This is a genomic window from Azospirillum sp. HJ39 (assembly GCF_041507355.1).
In the GTDB taxonomy this organism is placed as follows: Bacteria; Pseudomonadota; Alphaproteobacteria; order Azospirillales; family Azospirillaceae; genus Azospirillum; species Azospirillum thiophilum.
Window position 1 is genome coordinate 1 of sequence record NZ_CP167902.1, and the last position, 15,258, is coordinate 15,258.

Below are 15,258 nucleotides of genomic sequence, written 5' to 3' on the forward strand. Positions count from 1 at the left end.
CCCTTCACCATCGTCGTGAAGCGGTTGATCAAACCGGCAGCAGTGGCGATGGCGGGCGAGCGATCTCGGCAAGGAGACGACGAACTGGCGGTCCTCCACGGAAAGCGCGTAGAGGGCAGTGGTCAGCAGGCGCACGGCCCGCCGAGGCGTTGGCGGCTCCGTAACTTGGGAGTATCCGGAATTTCGTGCTCGGCGGGTCGGATTGAGTATCAGGCGTTCATCGCCCTTGCAAACCGCTCGCCGAAGAAGACGGCCATCTGCGCCTTTGCGGCCGTCCACTCCCGTGGCGGCATCTTCCAGTCTTTCTCGGCTCGGTTCAAGACGAGAAAGAGGAGCTTCAACGCGGCCTCGTCATTGGGGAAATGTCCCCTGGCGCGCACCGCCCGACGCAGCTTGGAGTTCAACGCTTCGATGGCGTTGGTGGTGTAGAGGATGCGCCGGACCTCGCGGGGAAAGGCGAAGAAGGGAATGACCTCCTGCCACGCCCGCCGCCACGCCTTGCCGATGGCCGCGTACTTTTCGCCCCAGGGCCCATCCTCGAAGGCGGTCAGGGCCTCCTCGGCGGCCTTGTTGTCGACGGCGTCGTCGACGGTCTTCAGCGCGGTGGCGATGTCCTTGCGGTCCTTCCAGGACGCGAACTCCATGCTGTGGCGCAGCAGATGGACGATGCAGGTCTGGACGATCGTCTCGGGATAGGCGGCGGCGATCGCCTCGGGAAAGCCCTTCAGCCCGTCGACCACGGCCAGCAGGATGTCCTCGACGCCCCGGTTCTTCAACTCGTTCAGGACGCGCAGCCAGAACTTGGCGCCCTCGTTCTGTTCGATCCACAGGCCGAGCACCTCCTTGGCGCCGTCGGCCCGCACGCCGATGGCGACATGGATGGCCTTGTTGCGCACCAGGCCTTCATCCCGGATCTTGACCCGGATGGCATCCAGGAACACCAACGGGTAGGTCGCCTCCAAAGGCCGGTTCTGCCAGGTCGTCACCTCTTCGATCACCGCGTCCGTCACCGTGGAGATCAGGTCGGCCGAGACCTCGATGCCATAGAGCTCCCGCAGGTGCCCCGTGATCTCCCGCGTCGACATGCCTCGCGCGTACATCGAGATGATCTTCTCATCGAAGCCGGGGAAGCGACGCTGGTACTTGGCGATCAGTGCCGGGTCGAACGTTCCCGTCCAGTCGCGTGGAATGGACAGGTCCATCGACCCGCCCTTGGTCAGCACCGTCTTGCGGCCGTAGCCGTTGCGACGGTTGCCGCTCTCGTCACCGGCCAAGTGATGATCCAACTCCGCCTTCAGCGCCCGCTCCGTCAGCGCCTTCTTTAGATGGTCGAGCAGGCCATTCGGATCGAACGCCGTCTTGGCATCAGTACCGGCCAGCAACTGGTCGAGGATGGCATTCGGGATAACGGGCTCCTTGCGTCGTGCCATGCAGGGGCTCCTTTCGCTGCAGGATAACCCCGCCGAGCACAAAATTCGGGACAGTCCCACGGACTTCTCGGCGCGCAGGATTGGCAGCGCCCGCCGGAGGAACCACGTCTCGCCGTTGTAGGCGACCTCCGAGGTGCAGACGAACCGACCCAGCTCGACGCCGTCCGCCGGCGGCATCCCGGTGTAGCGCGTGATTGCGGCCTGCTACATCGGCACGCTGAAGACGCCGACGCCGACCAGCGCGGCTGGGGCGACGCCGGTCTTGCGGTAGAGTCCGACCGACAGCCGGGCGGCCGGGAAACTGCCAGCATAGTGGTGCTGGCGCACCAACTCCCGCTCGCTGGCTTCGGCGACGATGTCCACCCCGAACTCAGTGGGGCGGAATAGCGACCGGCAGCGCCGGGTTGGTCCACCACCGCCATCCCGCCGTCCCGGCCTGCTATTATCCAACACGCCGGCGAGCGAGGGGACGGGCAAGGCTCTTCTCGAGGGACCCGCCCCACAGGGCGGGACAGAAGGGCCTTGTGCGACCTGAGCCCGCCGGCATCCTGCAAGCGGACGGACGCGGCAACCAGTTTGCTGGCGCCTCCGATCACGCAAGTGTCCCAAGCTTGAACTCAAATCTCGGCTGTCTCATTCGCGTTGACACGTTCCGAAGTGCCGACACCCGGCTCTGAAGTCACCTTTCAGCTGGTGGCTTGATAGCGCTCCAGTGCCGATGCCTTGGCAAGTGCTTCCGCCATTTTTACGAGTTGCTGTCCCTTCCGGGCATAGTCATGCATCTCGACCCAGTTGCGGGCGACCTGTTCGACATGCGTAGCCGTTTCGCTTTCCTGCTCGATATGGTCCAGAACCTCTGCGATTCCCTTGGCCAGGAGTGCCGGGGTGAGGCCGGGCAGGCGGAATACCGCATCACCCAGATCGTCGAAGAAGGGCAGGGGTGTCACGGCAACCGGACGACCGACGGAAAGTCCATAGCGGACGGACGAACTCGCCGACTCTCCCGTCTTCTGATAGGGATTTACGATGAGGTCGGATTCCGCCAGCAGTTCCAGACAAGTTTCGTCTGAAAGAAAATCGGTCCGGAAGTCAATTTGCTCATCAAGATCGAGATGCACAATCATCTCGCGGATTTTTCTTACCTCTTCACCAGAAACGGAAACAGGATGTTCGGCGTTTAGCATGCGCAGATGCACGATCCTGCCTTGTTGCTTCAGAATCCAAACGGCTTCCACGAGTTCCAGCAGACCTTTGTTAGGAAAACAGAATCCAAAGGATGCTATAAGCACTGGAGTATTGTGTCTGTGCTGTGCGGAAAGCATCGTCCTGTTCATGGCACCCAGAGGGAATATCTGGACGTTATCCATAAGCCCCAGCATCTTGAGCCTCTCCAAATCCTCCAAACCATGACCAAGAATTCTGTGGCACTTGCGAAGTCCACCAAGGAAATCCCGTAGACAGAAATTTTCTATAGCATTATAGGGGTCAGTCGAAGAGTGGAGATCGATGATAACTACAACGCCACGATCCGCACAGATTTCAATTAAGTCGTTAAGTTCAAAATGATTGAAAAACCCGTAATTAAACTGTATGATAACTACGCCTATTGAAAGAAATTCAATGTCATTAATTAACTGCGAAAAGTTATTTTTTTGCTTCCCCATTTCCCAATTCCGAAGACAGTTTTTCTTATCAGGAAATTGTGTCTCCTTTTTCGGGGCGAAAATGTAATTTTTTTCTTGAGGGAGTTCCTCGACAAGATGCTCAGTGTAATTTGCAATCCCGCATTTCTCATTCCAACTCGTGATCCATGCGATCCGTATCGGCTGCGCGTGGTTGGAAGTCACACACTGCACAGCGTCTTTCAAAGCAGCGATACGCCGTGTCACGGCCTGCCAACTGTGCTGCTCAAGGAGGCGCTGCCGTCCCACGGAGGCCATTTTTCGCCGCAGCGATGGAGATGCCTGGTAGGCGCTCCATAGGCAACCGTCCAGCGAGGCGGCAACAGGTTCGGCCTGGACGGAGGGGGCAGATTGGTCGGAGACATCGGCGCGGCGGTAGCGGAAGTCAACCAGCCAAGCATTCGCATCGTCGCAATAATCGATGTGACCACCCCAGGCGGTCACGATCACCGGCAACCCGGACAGGATAGCCTGCGCGACGGGCATTCCAAACCCGGCTTGGCGGGCTGGAGCGACCAAAACGGCACATTGCTGGTAAAGCGCCTTCACTTCGTCGGCGCTCAGATCGTCTTCGAGGATAAGGATCTCGGGGTAGTACGGGTTGGTTTTCCGGAGTTGGTCGAGTTGGTCGATGATCGCCGGCGGAAGCGGGGCGCCCGGCAGGATGAGCAGGGAGACATCGTCTTCAGCACTGAAAACATATCCGAAGGATTCAAGCAGAATATCCAGGCCGGAATCAGGATTTCCGTTTGAGACGTGCAGGAAGCGAAAGGATTTGCCGGGCGCGAGAAATTCCTGGTTGGCCGCCTGCCGCTCCCAATGATCGACACCCGTGCCGACCACCGCCGCAGGAATGCTGAGGCCTTGGTCTATCAGGGTCTTCAAACTATGCCTGGATGTGCAGGCAATGCCGGCCAGCTTTTCATTGAGGCTATCAACCCAATTTACAGGAACACCCTGGACAACACCGTCATTCTCGAAAAGAAAAGCCGGCGCTTGCTGCTGCCTGATTAGTTCGCCCGGTGCTGCCGCAACGATATTGATATCACCGGGCAAAGAATCGATCTCAGGAACAATGCACCCGCCAACTTGTTCGATTGAACGTTGCATTTCAAAGCGGGAAAGTGATTGTCTGCGATCATCGATGGAAAATCCAGAGAAAACCCAAGTAATGCTAGAAAAAAATTCTGGACTTTCCGGTTTCAACCGAGCATCAAATGTGTTTGATGTGGTTGATTTATAATAATAATTGTTATCAATTTCGTTACTCGATGCACTAATATCAATAGATATTATTTTTTTGTCGCTGTAATTGCTGTGCCATCTCTGTTCGTGGAAGGATGCGCTCACCGAATAGTAATTCGGATTCCACGTGCCGATATCGATATATGGCCCCTTTCCCATGTCTTTTGTGGCGAGTCGTAGCGGCGTATTTTCAGAATTCGGGGGGAGGAGGATAAGAGACATGTTGGTCATTGCATCCAAAGGGTATGCTGCCCATAAGGCTTACGGAATTGGTACTAAACCTATCAATCCGGCACGAGCGCGAAAAGAGCAAAATTGAGAAAATTCTGAATGGAAATATGCGCCAGAAGGGTGCTCCAGCTTCCTTTTGCTGCTTATGACATTGATGTTGTCTCCTTGCGCAACTATCCTTCCCGCATTGGAGCTTTCTGGCCGTCGCCAAAGCCCCAAGGTCGCTTGCCGAAAGAGCTTTCAGCGGCATTATATCGCTATCGGCAGCTTGGCCAAGGCCGATGCTTGCAGATTGTATTGGAGAAGCTGCTCCAGCTCTCTTAGCCGGCGTTTGGGTGTTGTGAGGGTATGGCAGCCCCTCTTGTATTGGACGCCCTGTGGGCGTTCATCAGCACCGCTGATCCCGCCTGAGCCGCCGAAGCCGAAGGGTGGGCGACCTCCTCTGGATGATCGCGCCGCGCTGACCGGCATTCTGTTCGTGCTGCGTACCGGGATCCCGTGGGAACTCCTGCCCATGGAAATGGGTTGCGGGTCTGGGATGACGTGCTGGCGGCGCCTGCACGAGTGGCTGGAGAAAGGGGTATGGGGGCGCCTCCACCGAGCCCTGCTCGACCGGCTCGGCTACGCCAACGCCATCAACTGGGAACGGGCTGCGGTGGCCAGTGCATCAGTCCCGGCAAAAAGGGGGGCCAAGAGACCGGGCCGAACCCGACCGACCGCGGCAAGCCGGGTTCCAAGCGTCATATCCTCGTCGATGCCAACGGCATTCCACTCGCCCTGACCATCTCCGCCGCCAAACGGCATGACAGCAAGTTCCTGGAGACGCTGGTCGATACCGTGCCGGCCATCCGCCAGTGCGCAGGCCGACCACGCCGTCGCCCCGCCAAACTGCACGCCGACAAGGGGTACGATTTCGCCCACTGTCGGCGCGCCCTGCGCAAACGCGCCATCATTCCCAGGATCGCCCGTCGCGGCATCGAAAGCAGTCAACGTGTGGGCCGCCACCGGTGGGTGGTCGAGCGCACCCTGGCATGGTTCGCTCGCTTCCGCAGGATCACCGTCCGCTACGAACGGCGCGCCGACATCTTCACAGCCTTCCACCACATTGCCGCCAGCCTCATCTGCTGGAAGTTCGTCCAGAGATGGTTCTGTTAGATGCGGTAATCGGGCCTGGGGTCTGCCGCTGAGGAACAAGCGGCTGCCTCTCACGCTGATGGAGAAAGCGGGGGCTGAACGGGTCAGCCCCGAGCGCCGAAGCGAGGGGAACCATGGACTACTATGCCGGAATTGACGTGTCTCTGGACCAGTGCAGTGTCTGCGTGGTGGATGGCAGCGGCCGAATCGTTCGCGAGCTCAAGGTGAGCAGTGATCCCGATGCGCTGGTGGCGGTCTTCACGGCGGCTGAGGCGAGCTTGACCCGTGTTGGTCTGGAAGCCGGTCCGCTGTCGCAATGGCTGCACGCCGGGCTCGCCAAGGCGGGCATTCCTGCCGTCCTAATCGAAACGCGCCACGTGAAGGCGGCGCTGTCGGCCATGACGGTGAAAACCGACCGCAATGATGCCCGCGGCATTGCGCAACTGATCCGCATGGGGTGGTTCCGGCCGGTGCATGCCAAGGCGCTGCCGGCCCAGGAGGTCCGTACCTTGTTGACAGCTCGCAAGCAGTTGCAAAGCAAGCTGCTCGATGTGGAAGGTAGCCTGCGCGGCATCCTGCGTGGTTTCGGGCTGAAGATTGGAACGGTGGGCAAGACCAGCTTCGCCGCCCGTGTGCGGGAGCTGGTTCACGGCCAATTGACCCTGGAGCGCGTGGTCGAGCCGATGCTGCGGGTGCGGGAGGCGCTGCGCATCGAGTTCGCTAAACTACACCGCGAGCTGCTGCGCCTGGTGCGGTCGGACGAGACCTGCAGGCGGCTGATGACGGTTCCCGGTGTCGGACCGGTCGTGGCGATCACGTTCACCTCGGCCGTGGATGATCCCACGCGCTTCCCAAAGTCCAAGACACTCGGCGCCCACTTCGGCCTGACACCGAAAAAGTACCAATCCGGTGAAGTGGATCGCACCGGGCGAATCAGCAAAGTCGGTGACGCGATGGTCCGAACGGTGCTGTTCGAAGCGGCAACCGTGCTGCTGACGCGTACGACACGCTTCTCGGCTCTGAAAGCGTGGGCGCTGCGGGTGGCCAGCCGCCAGGGGCTGAAGAAAGCCCGGGTGGCCCTGGCGCGCAAGTTGGCGGTTGTGCTGCACCGCATGTGGATTGACGGCACGACGTTCCGCTGGAGCGCAGCGCCCCGGGCCGTTGCTATGTGAGGAGCCGGCCCGGGGCGCTGCTGAGCGCCGGCCGGACACGAGGTCCCGTCGCAGGGACGAGGGATCGGGTGAAGCCGCAAGAGCGCCGGTGGGCACGCGCTGCGTGGACCACGCTTGTTAGATCGGCTCGCCCGTTCCTCTGATCGCATCATGTGGCGGCTCCACGCCGACCACGGACAGAAGCATGAGCCCTGCGACGAGATTATGGTGGGAGGGGCTTGACCGAACCGGCCCGATTACAGAAGGCGCTCTTACTTGCCCATATCGGGGGTGGCTTTTGCCGACGGCTGGCCTTAAGGCATAGGCACGGCTGCGCATGATAGCGAACCTGGGAAATCGACTTTCTTGGAATTCCATTGTATTAAGCATACATTCTCAGAATCGGGCCATCCAATAGAAATTATCTCGGGGTATGTCAGATGAATTTCTCAGATAATAATCATTCTCGAAAGAAGGCGCTGCGGGGCGCTTATGTGAATACAGCAAAAGAAAAGTGCAGTATTCATGAGAGTGGCCGAATGGTTTTTGAATGCATTAAAGATTCTCCCCATTATTCATTAGACTATTTTACGATTGATGTCATAGACATTGGGGCGCTCGTCTCGGAGGGGAGAGTTAGATCTAGCGGTTCCGAGGAAGGCGCCGGCGAGATCGGATATGACTTTTGGGTGTTCAATTGGCATTTCTGCACGATGGCCCTCCACATCGATCTCGAGAGCATCGGGAGGGTGCCGGGCACCAAGTTTGCCATCCTGCTAGAAGTCGAGCCTGGAAATCCGCTACGTCACGTTGCTGTCGATGTTTTCGATGGTTACATCGCGCTCGACCCATCCATCCCGGTGATAGGCAAGATCTTTCCATTTCCGCGTCCGCTGCCGAGTGAGGGGCGCCGCCCCGTGGACAGGAACGCCGTTCCGGTCATCAGTTCCTTCGGCTTCGGGACACCCGGAAAAGGATTCGCTTTTCTGGTCGAGGCCGTCAACCGCGAGTTCGACCAAGCCATTGTTAGAGTGAATATTCCGCCAGGAGATTATACACAAAGCTGTGATGGAATTCACGGGGTGAGTTATCCTCTCTATCTTGCGTCTCTTTGCCAGAGAATTGCCAAGCCGGGGATCAAGATTCGGTTTACGTATGATTTCATGACACCGGAAGAATTGTTCGACTGGTGTATGGAAAGCGACCTGAACTGCTTTTTGTATACGAGGCGTCAGTCTGGACTGTCGGCAACGACCGATCAGTCGATCCTCTCCGGTCGGCCATTGCTGACCGGAACAAACGACACCTTCCGGCATATTCACAAGTATCTTCCACCCTATCCGGTGATGAGCCTGCGGCAGGCGCTCGAGACCAGCACCCCGTCCGTTCACCGCTTGCAGCAGGACTGGTCATATTCGTCCTTCATGAGGACGTTCGAACGCATGCTCGTGTCCGTCGGGGTCATCGAGCAGGCGCAAGCCGCCCTAGAAGCGCCGTCTCTGCGTCCGGTCCAGAGAATCCCGCTTCTGCTCCTTTCCCTGGAGTGCAGGGCGACGCCGGATTTCCTGTGCTATGAAACGCGGCTTGCGGATGCACTGGGACGTTCGGGGCTTTACGATGTTCATTTGGTCCGTGGACGGGATCTCGACGGCTTCGTCAAGCAGGGCCTGCCCTACAAGCCGGCGGCGGTGATCGTAACCGGGTTCCACGGAAAAATCGGTGCATTGGCCAAAGCCTTGGCCTGTATCGACGGACCGAAGATTCTGTTGCGTGATCAGGAACTTCTCAACCGGCAGACCGGGTCGCTGGAGAATGGGATTTCCATCCTGCCCCGCCAGCCGATCATACCCTATTTCACAGTCTCCGCTGCTACGCGCTCTCCACCGGCCTCCATCTGGCTGATCGGTTTTGGCAACCCGGCTTCCAATCTCGAAGAGATCCTGGAGAAGATCATCCAAGACACGGGGGAGGCAAAAGTCATTATCGAAGCGCCAGAATCTGCCAAGTTCCAGATCGAGGAACGGATTTCTAAATCGGGCATAGACTATGCTGCGCGTAATCTGATTGTATCCGTTCGGTCATTACCCATGGAGGCGGAGGCCCTTGTCAACGCGATGGCGGGCGATTCTCTCATAGTCTTCCATCATGACGAAAATCGCGCCGAAGAGCTGGAAGGAATTCTTGGATTTGCAATGACGACCGAACGGGCCGTCGCCTTTACACGCTCTTTTCTATTCCCGCGGCTTCTTGGTGCCGGCACCTACATCGAGGATATGCCGGTTCCCGAACTTATCGCGATGGGGATTGCCGCCCATATCAAGCTATATGCGGATTATGGAGAGTGGCAGATCTTCGCGGCCATCGACCGGATCCTGACCAGAAAGCTCAAGGTATGGGCCGCCATGGGCATATTGGAAGGTCTGCCATCGCTCGAAGGAGAGGTCTTCGTCGATGCGGCCTATCGGGCCGTGCTCGGCCGGATGCCCGATGCGGACGGGCTGGCCCGACATGCGGCTTGGCTGCGCAATGGCCGATCGAAGGCTGAACTGGTTGGCTTCCTGCTGCTGTCCGCCGAAGGGCTGGAGCGTCAGAAGGATGTTTACGGCCCAGTTACCGGATTTGACGATCTGTCGGTACTCGAAGGTGGCCTCTTCGTTGAGGGGGCGTATCGGATCATTCTAGGGCGTGCGCCCGATCCCGATGGCCTTGTCGGCCACTTGACTCTTCTGAACGCCGGCATGACGAAAGCCGAACTGGCCGGAAACATGTTCCTGTCTCCGGAAGCGCAGGCCCGCCAAACCCGCGTCGAAGAGATCTCATCCACGGATGGGACCGCACGGCTCCAGGATGAGTCGTTCATCCAATGGGTCTATCGGACACTTCTTGGCTACGCTCCCGACCCGGTGGGACTCGCCCATCACGCAACCCTGTTGAGGGAGGGCACGCCGAGGAACGAGTTGGCTGGGCACTTCTTCCTTTCGCCGGAGGGGCGGGCGCGCCAGGCGACCCTTCATGGGCCGGTGGATGATCTGGAGACGCTTATCGGCCTTGAAGGGGAGACGTTCATCGATCGCGCCTTCTGGGGCGCTCTCGGTCGCACACCTAACCGGGAGGAACTGACGCATCATGTAGCCTTGCTGAACGGCGGCATGTCAAGAACGGCGCTGATCGGGAGCCTAGTCCTGTCGCCGGAAGGGGTGGCGCGCCAGAACAGCGGACATGGTCCCTTCCCCGGCGCCGATGAGTTGCCTGCCCTGCTGCAGAGCATTGCCCCTCCGGCCCCTTTTTCGGAATCCGGCAGGCCGGCGACGCCGATGTCGGTGGTGCTGTCCAGGTCGGAAGAGGGACGCAATCTCTTTTTCCTGCTTGAGGCGTCCGATTCTCCAAGCATCGTGCTGTCCGATTTCGCCTTTGGACTGGGCCGGCATCTGCTTGCCCAGGGAGAGGTGGTTCGTTTCGTCCGCTGGAGTCCCCGGTTCAAGAAGTTCGTGCTCCTCGCCCGGGGTGAATTAGCTGGTCTGGCGCAGCTACCCAATGGTCAGCGGCATATCGAGGCCCATCCAGTCGATCGCTCCGTGCCGGTCATTCTCGATGAGCGGTTCGCCGAGAACTGCGATTGGCTGATCGTTCCCGGAACCGTCCGGGTGACGCCCAGCATCCCTTATCTGTTCGAAACCGAAATCATCCTCGAGGCGCGCCGGCTCCGGCTCGGAACGGCCTTCCTGTTCCGCGACGCCGAGCCTTTGCGGCGCCCCTCCTGCGCCGGTGAGGAGGCGGCCGCATTCGAACTGTACATGCAGGCCCTTCTTCTGGCCGATCTCGTCGTACCCGTCTCGACCATCGCGGAGAACGATCTGATCGGCTTCTTCACCCAGCACCAACGTGCCGACAGAGTTCCGCTGATAAGGCGCATCCCGTTCCTGGCGGCGGAAGGACCGTCTCCGGAAGGAGTTCGGCGTCTGCGCGGCTTGCTCGGCTGCGCGCTTGACACGTCCCGGCACCTGACGTCGCTCTATTGCTGTCTCGATCTCAAGGCATCCGGTCGCGCGGATTCGCAGTTCTCCCAGCGCGTCGCCCATGCCTTTGCAGCGCGTGGAGTCGAGGTCATCCCAGCCGTTTGGGACAACGGGGCGGGACGGCTGCGGCCAGCCGCAACGGCGGAGCTTGCAAAGCTCGGCTTCGGGGGTGGGACAGACATCTGGTCGGAGTGGATCGACCCGAAGGGGACGGAAGCGCCGGATTGGGTGCTTGTCCCCGGACAGCTTTCCGGGACAGCGCTTGAGGATCTCGCCGCTTTCGCCCAGGCGCATGGGCTGCGGACCGCTGCCCTTCTGACCGAGAATGGCCCCGGCGTTAGGCCGCTTTTCGAGCAGTTGACCGGCTTCGACAAGGTGTTCTGCGGCTCAACCGGCATCTTCGACGATTTCTTCCGCTTCCTGCTGTCCTGGCGTGGCAGGCTCAATTGCGCAGAGGATCGTTTCAAAATGCTGGCTGCGCCCAACGAGATTCCGGAGCGGTTGCGACATGGCGCTCCCAAACGTCCGGTCCATGCGCCATTCCGGATCCATGCTGTGATCGAACCGGCGCATTTCGCTGCGGTCGCCCCACTGGCCGCAGCTGTGACGGACGTCGTCCGGAAATTTCCCGGCGGTGTCGAATTTATCGTGTCCGGTCCGACGCCCGACGAGGCGCTCACGGACAAGTTGAACAGACAGCCCGGCTTCGTTCTGCGTTTCGATACCGAGACGGAAGGTGCCGCGTTCGGCCGGTGCCGGGAGGATGTGGATCTCGTCATCTCGCTCGGAGACGATGGCGCCCGGGCGCCGGCTGTGGCCGACAGCCTGTGGCAGGGTATTCCCTGTCTCGTTCTGGGCGACCATGCCCAGGAGGGCGATTACAGGCCGGGCCTCATGCACGTCGACATCAAAGATCCGGCGGTGCTTCGGGAAGCGATCCTGATGTGCCAGGAGCAGCACTGGAGAGACTGTCTGGTTAGCGAGGCGCTGTCGGTGCCTGTTCGGACCTGGAACGCCTATGTTCGCGACATTGCCGGCGAGTTGGCATCCGACAGGCTGATGGATCTGACCTGCGCACCGGAAAAGCGGGTGCTGCGCGATATCTACGCTACCCTGCCCAATCTGAAGCGCCGGCCCAAGCTGTCCATCTGCATCAGCACCTACAAGCGGGCCGGCTGGGTGGAGTTGAATCTGCGGAACATCTTCTCGCAAATCGGCTCCCCGCGATCCGATCTCGAAATTCTGGTGGTCGACAATACGTCACCCGACAACACGCCAGAGGTTGTGAAGCCATACCTGGATCGTCCGGATTTCACCTATATCCGCAATCCGAAGAATGTCGGAATGCTGGGGAATCTTGCCGTTACTGTCCAGCGTGCCCGGGGTGAATACATCCTGATCCTTGGCGATGACGACCTCACCCGAGCCGGTATGATCGATCAGATCCTCCATGTTCTTGATCAGCATTCCGACATCAGTCTCATCTATTTGAATTATGGCTACAGCTCCGAGAACAATCCGGGCAGTATCACTGATCTGCAGGGATTCCTCGACGGATACAATGTTTTGGAGCCGACCTGCCCAGACGAGATCGCACCGGTTAAGCGGATAGCGGCCAAATGCGAGAACTTCTTTACGGCGATCTACTCGCATGTCTATCGACGCGATCATGCGCTGAAGTCCTATTGCCAGGATACCAGTGGTCGAATATTTTCTACTATGGTTTCCTGTGTTCCCACGGCCTATTATGTTCTGCACTACATGCCCGATGAACCGGCTTACTGGATCGGTGAACCCGCGCTCGTCGTGAACTCGAACGTTTCGTGGGCTGCCTATGGCGCGATGCTGGACCTGGAGCATCTGCCGCGCTGTTGGGACCTGGCCGAACGCGCAGGCTGCGCCGTGGCCGAGGTCGACCGTAGGCGTTCCAACCGGCTGTGGCTTGTGGAAATGATGTGGCGCGAACTGTTCGAAAATGACCAGGTTGGCAACAGTGCCTATCTCTCGCCGGCGCGGTTGCTTATGCGCCTGAAGCATCTGCCTGAACTCGAACGCTATATTCCGGAACTGAGGGCCATCTACGACCGGGCACACCAAGCAAGCCATCCCGCGGCCTTGCTGCCGACGGAGGAACTGTTCAGCGCCTTCGGCGATTGTTAGCATCCGCTGAGTGCCGTGGTCAGGCAGCTTTGAGGAGAGCGCGATAAGTGTAAGGCAAACAACGGGAAGGTAGAACGGGCTGAGAACACCGGTGTGGGCCGTCCTGTCCGCTATCCCGTCCGGCATTCATGTTGTCCGGAAACCCGCCGAGAGCGGGTGTTTCCGGACAGTTTCCGAACTGGCCGCCAAAGGTCGGGATACTGTTGGCAAATCATTTGAAACGAATTTGCCATGGAACTTCCTGAAGTTCAGCCGCATACCGAGGCGTAACAGACTGGATGGCGCAGGCAGTGGGACGGAGTCGGGGAGCAACGGTTGAGGCGGGTGAAGTGATCGGAGATTTCGCCATGTCGCTGCACTCCCAGCCGTCTGTCCCCTTGATCCCGGAAGAAACCGCCCGTGTCGCCCGCGCCGCCTTTCCGAGGGGAAATCCTTATTTGACACTGCGCGATGATCTCGGTCCGGCTTTCATGGACAGGGACTTCGATGACCTCTATCCCAAACGCGGCCGGCCGACCTATCCCCCCTGGCGACTGGCGCTGGTGACGCTCCTGCAGTTCCGCGAGGGGCTGAGCGACCGCTAGGCGGCCGAGGCGGTGCGGGCCCGCATCGACTGGAAATACCTGCTCGGCCTGGATCTGACCGATGCCGGCTTCGATCACAGCGTCTTGACCGAGTTCCGGGGCCGGCTGCTGATCGGAGGCGCCGAGGAACGCCTCCTGGAACGGGTTCTCGATGCCGGCCGGTCGCGGGGCCTGCTCAAGGCCCGCGGGCGACAACGGACGGACTCGACCCATGTGCTCGCCGCGGTTCGGGAGTTGAACCGGTTGGAACTCGTGGGCGAGACGTTGCGCGCGGCGCTGAATGCCACCGCCACCGTGGCGCCGGCATGGCTGCGTGCCCTGGCGCCTGCGGTTTGGTATGAACGCTACAGCCGGCGGATCGAGGACTTCCGGTTGCCAAAGACGCCGGCCGAGCGGGAGGCCCTCGCTGATGGGATCGGCGATGACGGCTTTCGGCTTCTCGCCGCGCTGAACGGCCCGGAAGCGCCACCGGGGGTGGCGGCCATGCCGGCCATCGAGGCGTTCCGGACGGTCTGGCGCCGCCATTTCGAGAAGACGCCGGATCCCGGCGATCCATCGGGGGCCGGCCGTGCACGATTGCGGCCTGTGAGCGGGCGAGGCGGCGAGGACCGGCTGGACCCCCCCTACGACACCGACGCCCGTTACCGCAGCAAGAACGGCATGGAGTGGACCGGTTACATGGTCCATCTCAGCGAAACTTGCGATGACGACGCGCCGCGCTTGATCGTGCATGCCGATACCACGGCGGCCAACGTTCACGAAGCCATGCGGACCGAGCCGATCCATGTGGCCTTGGCGGCCAAGGGGATTGCGCCCGCCCTCCATCTGGTGGATTCGGCCTATGTCAGCGCGGCCCACCTCGTGACAGCCCGGGAGGTGTTCGCGATCGACCTCGTCGGCCCACCCCGGAAGAACCTGAGTTGGCAGCAGCGCCAGGGCGGCGGCTTCCGCGCCGCCGATTTCCGGATCGACTGGGAAGCGAGCAGTGTCCTCTGCCCGCGCGACAAGCAAAGCCAGAGTTGGCGCGACTACACGGACAACTCGGGGATCCCCTACGTCAAGGTCCGGTTCAGTCCTGCCGACTGTCGGGCCTGCGAGGCGCGCGCGCAGTGCACCCGAGCGACCGGTGAAAAGTGGGGACGCACTCTCAGGCTACGGCCGCGTGACGAGCACGAGGCGTTGGCGGCAGCCCGAGCGCGGAAGGAAACAGGCAGCGAACAGCCACTCTACGCCTTGCGCCAGGGCGTGGAAGGCACCTTGTCCCAAGCGGTGCGCGGCTTCGGGCTGCGCCGCGCCCGGTACAGGGGCATCGCCAAGGCCCATCTTCAGCACGTGGCCATCGCGGCCGCCCTCAACCTCGACCGGATCGCCGCGTGGCTGCGAGGGCGGCCACTCGCCCCAACCCGCCGCTCCCGCTTTGCCAGACTGGCCGCTTGACCGACCGACCCTGTCCTAATTCTCGTACGATTCCTTGTTCAATTCGTTTCAAATGATTCACCAACAGTATCGGTCGGTTTCCCGGACTGTTGCGCGGGAATCCAGCAAACAAGCCATCGTTCCGGTTCAATTCACGCTTCCCGTTGTTTATACCGGATCGCGTAAAATCGGCATCGATTTGAATGCGT

5 protein-coding genes and 3 pseudogenes are annotated in these 15,258 nt (G+C 60.2%); 4 read left to right on the forward strand and 4 right to left on the reverse strand.

Features of this window, described 5'->3' with window-relative positions; all coding sequences use genetic code 11:
- Positions 1-2 precede the first annotated feature (2 nt).
- The 4 genes and pseudogenes from ABMY26_RS00005 to ABMY26_RS00020 all read right to left on the reverse strand — a co-directional run.
- Positions 3-171, reverse strand: a pseudogene (locus ABMY26_RS00005) (ISL3 family transposase); the annotation flags it as partial.
- 38 nt (positions 172-209) lie between these two features.
- On the reverse strand, positions 210-1,430 hold the full coding sequence (locus ABMY26_RS00010) for an IS256 family transposase (RefSeq protein WP_372393879.1): 1,221 nt from the start codon (positions 1,428-1,430) through the stop codon (positions 210-212).
- Between the two features lie 204 nt (positions 1,431-1,634).
- A complete protein-coding gene (locus ABMY26_RS00015; RefSeq protein WP_372393881.1) occupies positions 1,635-1,793 on the reverse strand; it encodes a hypothetical protein in 159 nt (52 codons plus the stop codon).
- Positions 1,794-2,116: 323 nt separating this feature from the next.
- Positions 2,117-4,588 carry a glycosyltransferase family 4 protein gene (locus ABMY26_RS00020; RefSeq protein WP_372393883.1) on the reverse strand — a complete coding sequence of 824 codons (2,472 nt, stop codon included), beginning with the start codon at positions 4,586-4,588 and terminating at the stop codon, positions 2,117-2,119.
- A gap of 348 nt (positions 4,589-4,936) precedes the next feature.
- On the opposite strand from ABMY26_RS00020, the pseudogene ABMY26_RS00025 reads away from it, so the two are divergent.
- From ABMY26_RS00025 to ABMY26_RS00040, 4 genes and pseudogenes are all read left to right on the forward strand, one after another.
- Positions 4,937-5,743 (forward strand): annotated as a pseudogene (locus ABMY26_RS00025) (IS5 family transposase).
- 113 nt (positions 5,744-5,856) lie between these two features.
- Positions 5,857-6,894 carry an IS110 family transposase gene (locus ABMY26_RS00030; RefSeq protein ID WP_372393885.1) on the forward strand — a complete coding sequence of 346 codons (1,038 nt, stop codon included), beginning with the start codon at positions 5,857-5,859 and terminating at the stop codon, positions 6,892-6,894.
- Positions 6,895-7,313: 419 nt separating this feature from the next.
- On the forward strand, positions 7,314-13,049 hold the full coding sequence (locus ABMY26_RS00035) for a DUF4214 domain-containing protein (RefSeq protein ID WP_372393886.1): 5,736 nt from the start codon (positions 7,314-7,316) through the stop codon (positions 13,047-13,049).
- A 347-nt stretch (positions 13,050-13,396) separates the two neighbouring features.
- Positions 13,397-15,070 (forward strand): annotated as a pseudogene (locus ABMY26_RS00040) (IS1182 family transposase).
- Positions 15,071-15,258 lie beyond the last annotated feature (188 nt).

Bases quoted from the DNA above. Each gene is read 5' to 3' on its own strand.
- ABMY26_RS00020 (WP_372393883.1), bottom strand. From the start codon at position 4,588: ATGACCAACATGTCTCTTATCCTCCTCCCCCCGAATTCTGAAAATACG.
- ABMY26_RS00030 (WP_372393885.1), top strand. From the start codon at position 5,857: ATGGACTACTATGCCGGAATTGACGTGTCTCTGGACCAGTGCAGTGTC.
- ABMY26_RS00010 (WP_372393879.1), bottom strand. From the start codon at position 1,430: ATGGCACGACGCAAGGAGCCCGTTATCCCGAATGCCATCCTCGACCAG.
- ABMY26_RS00035 (WP_372393886.1), top strand. From the start codon at position 7,314: ATGAATTTCTCAGATAATAATCATTCTCGAAAGAAGGCGCTGCGGGGC.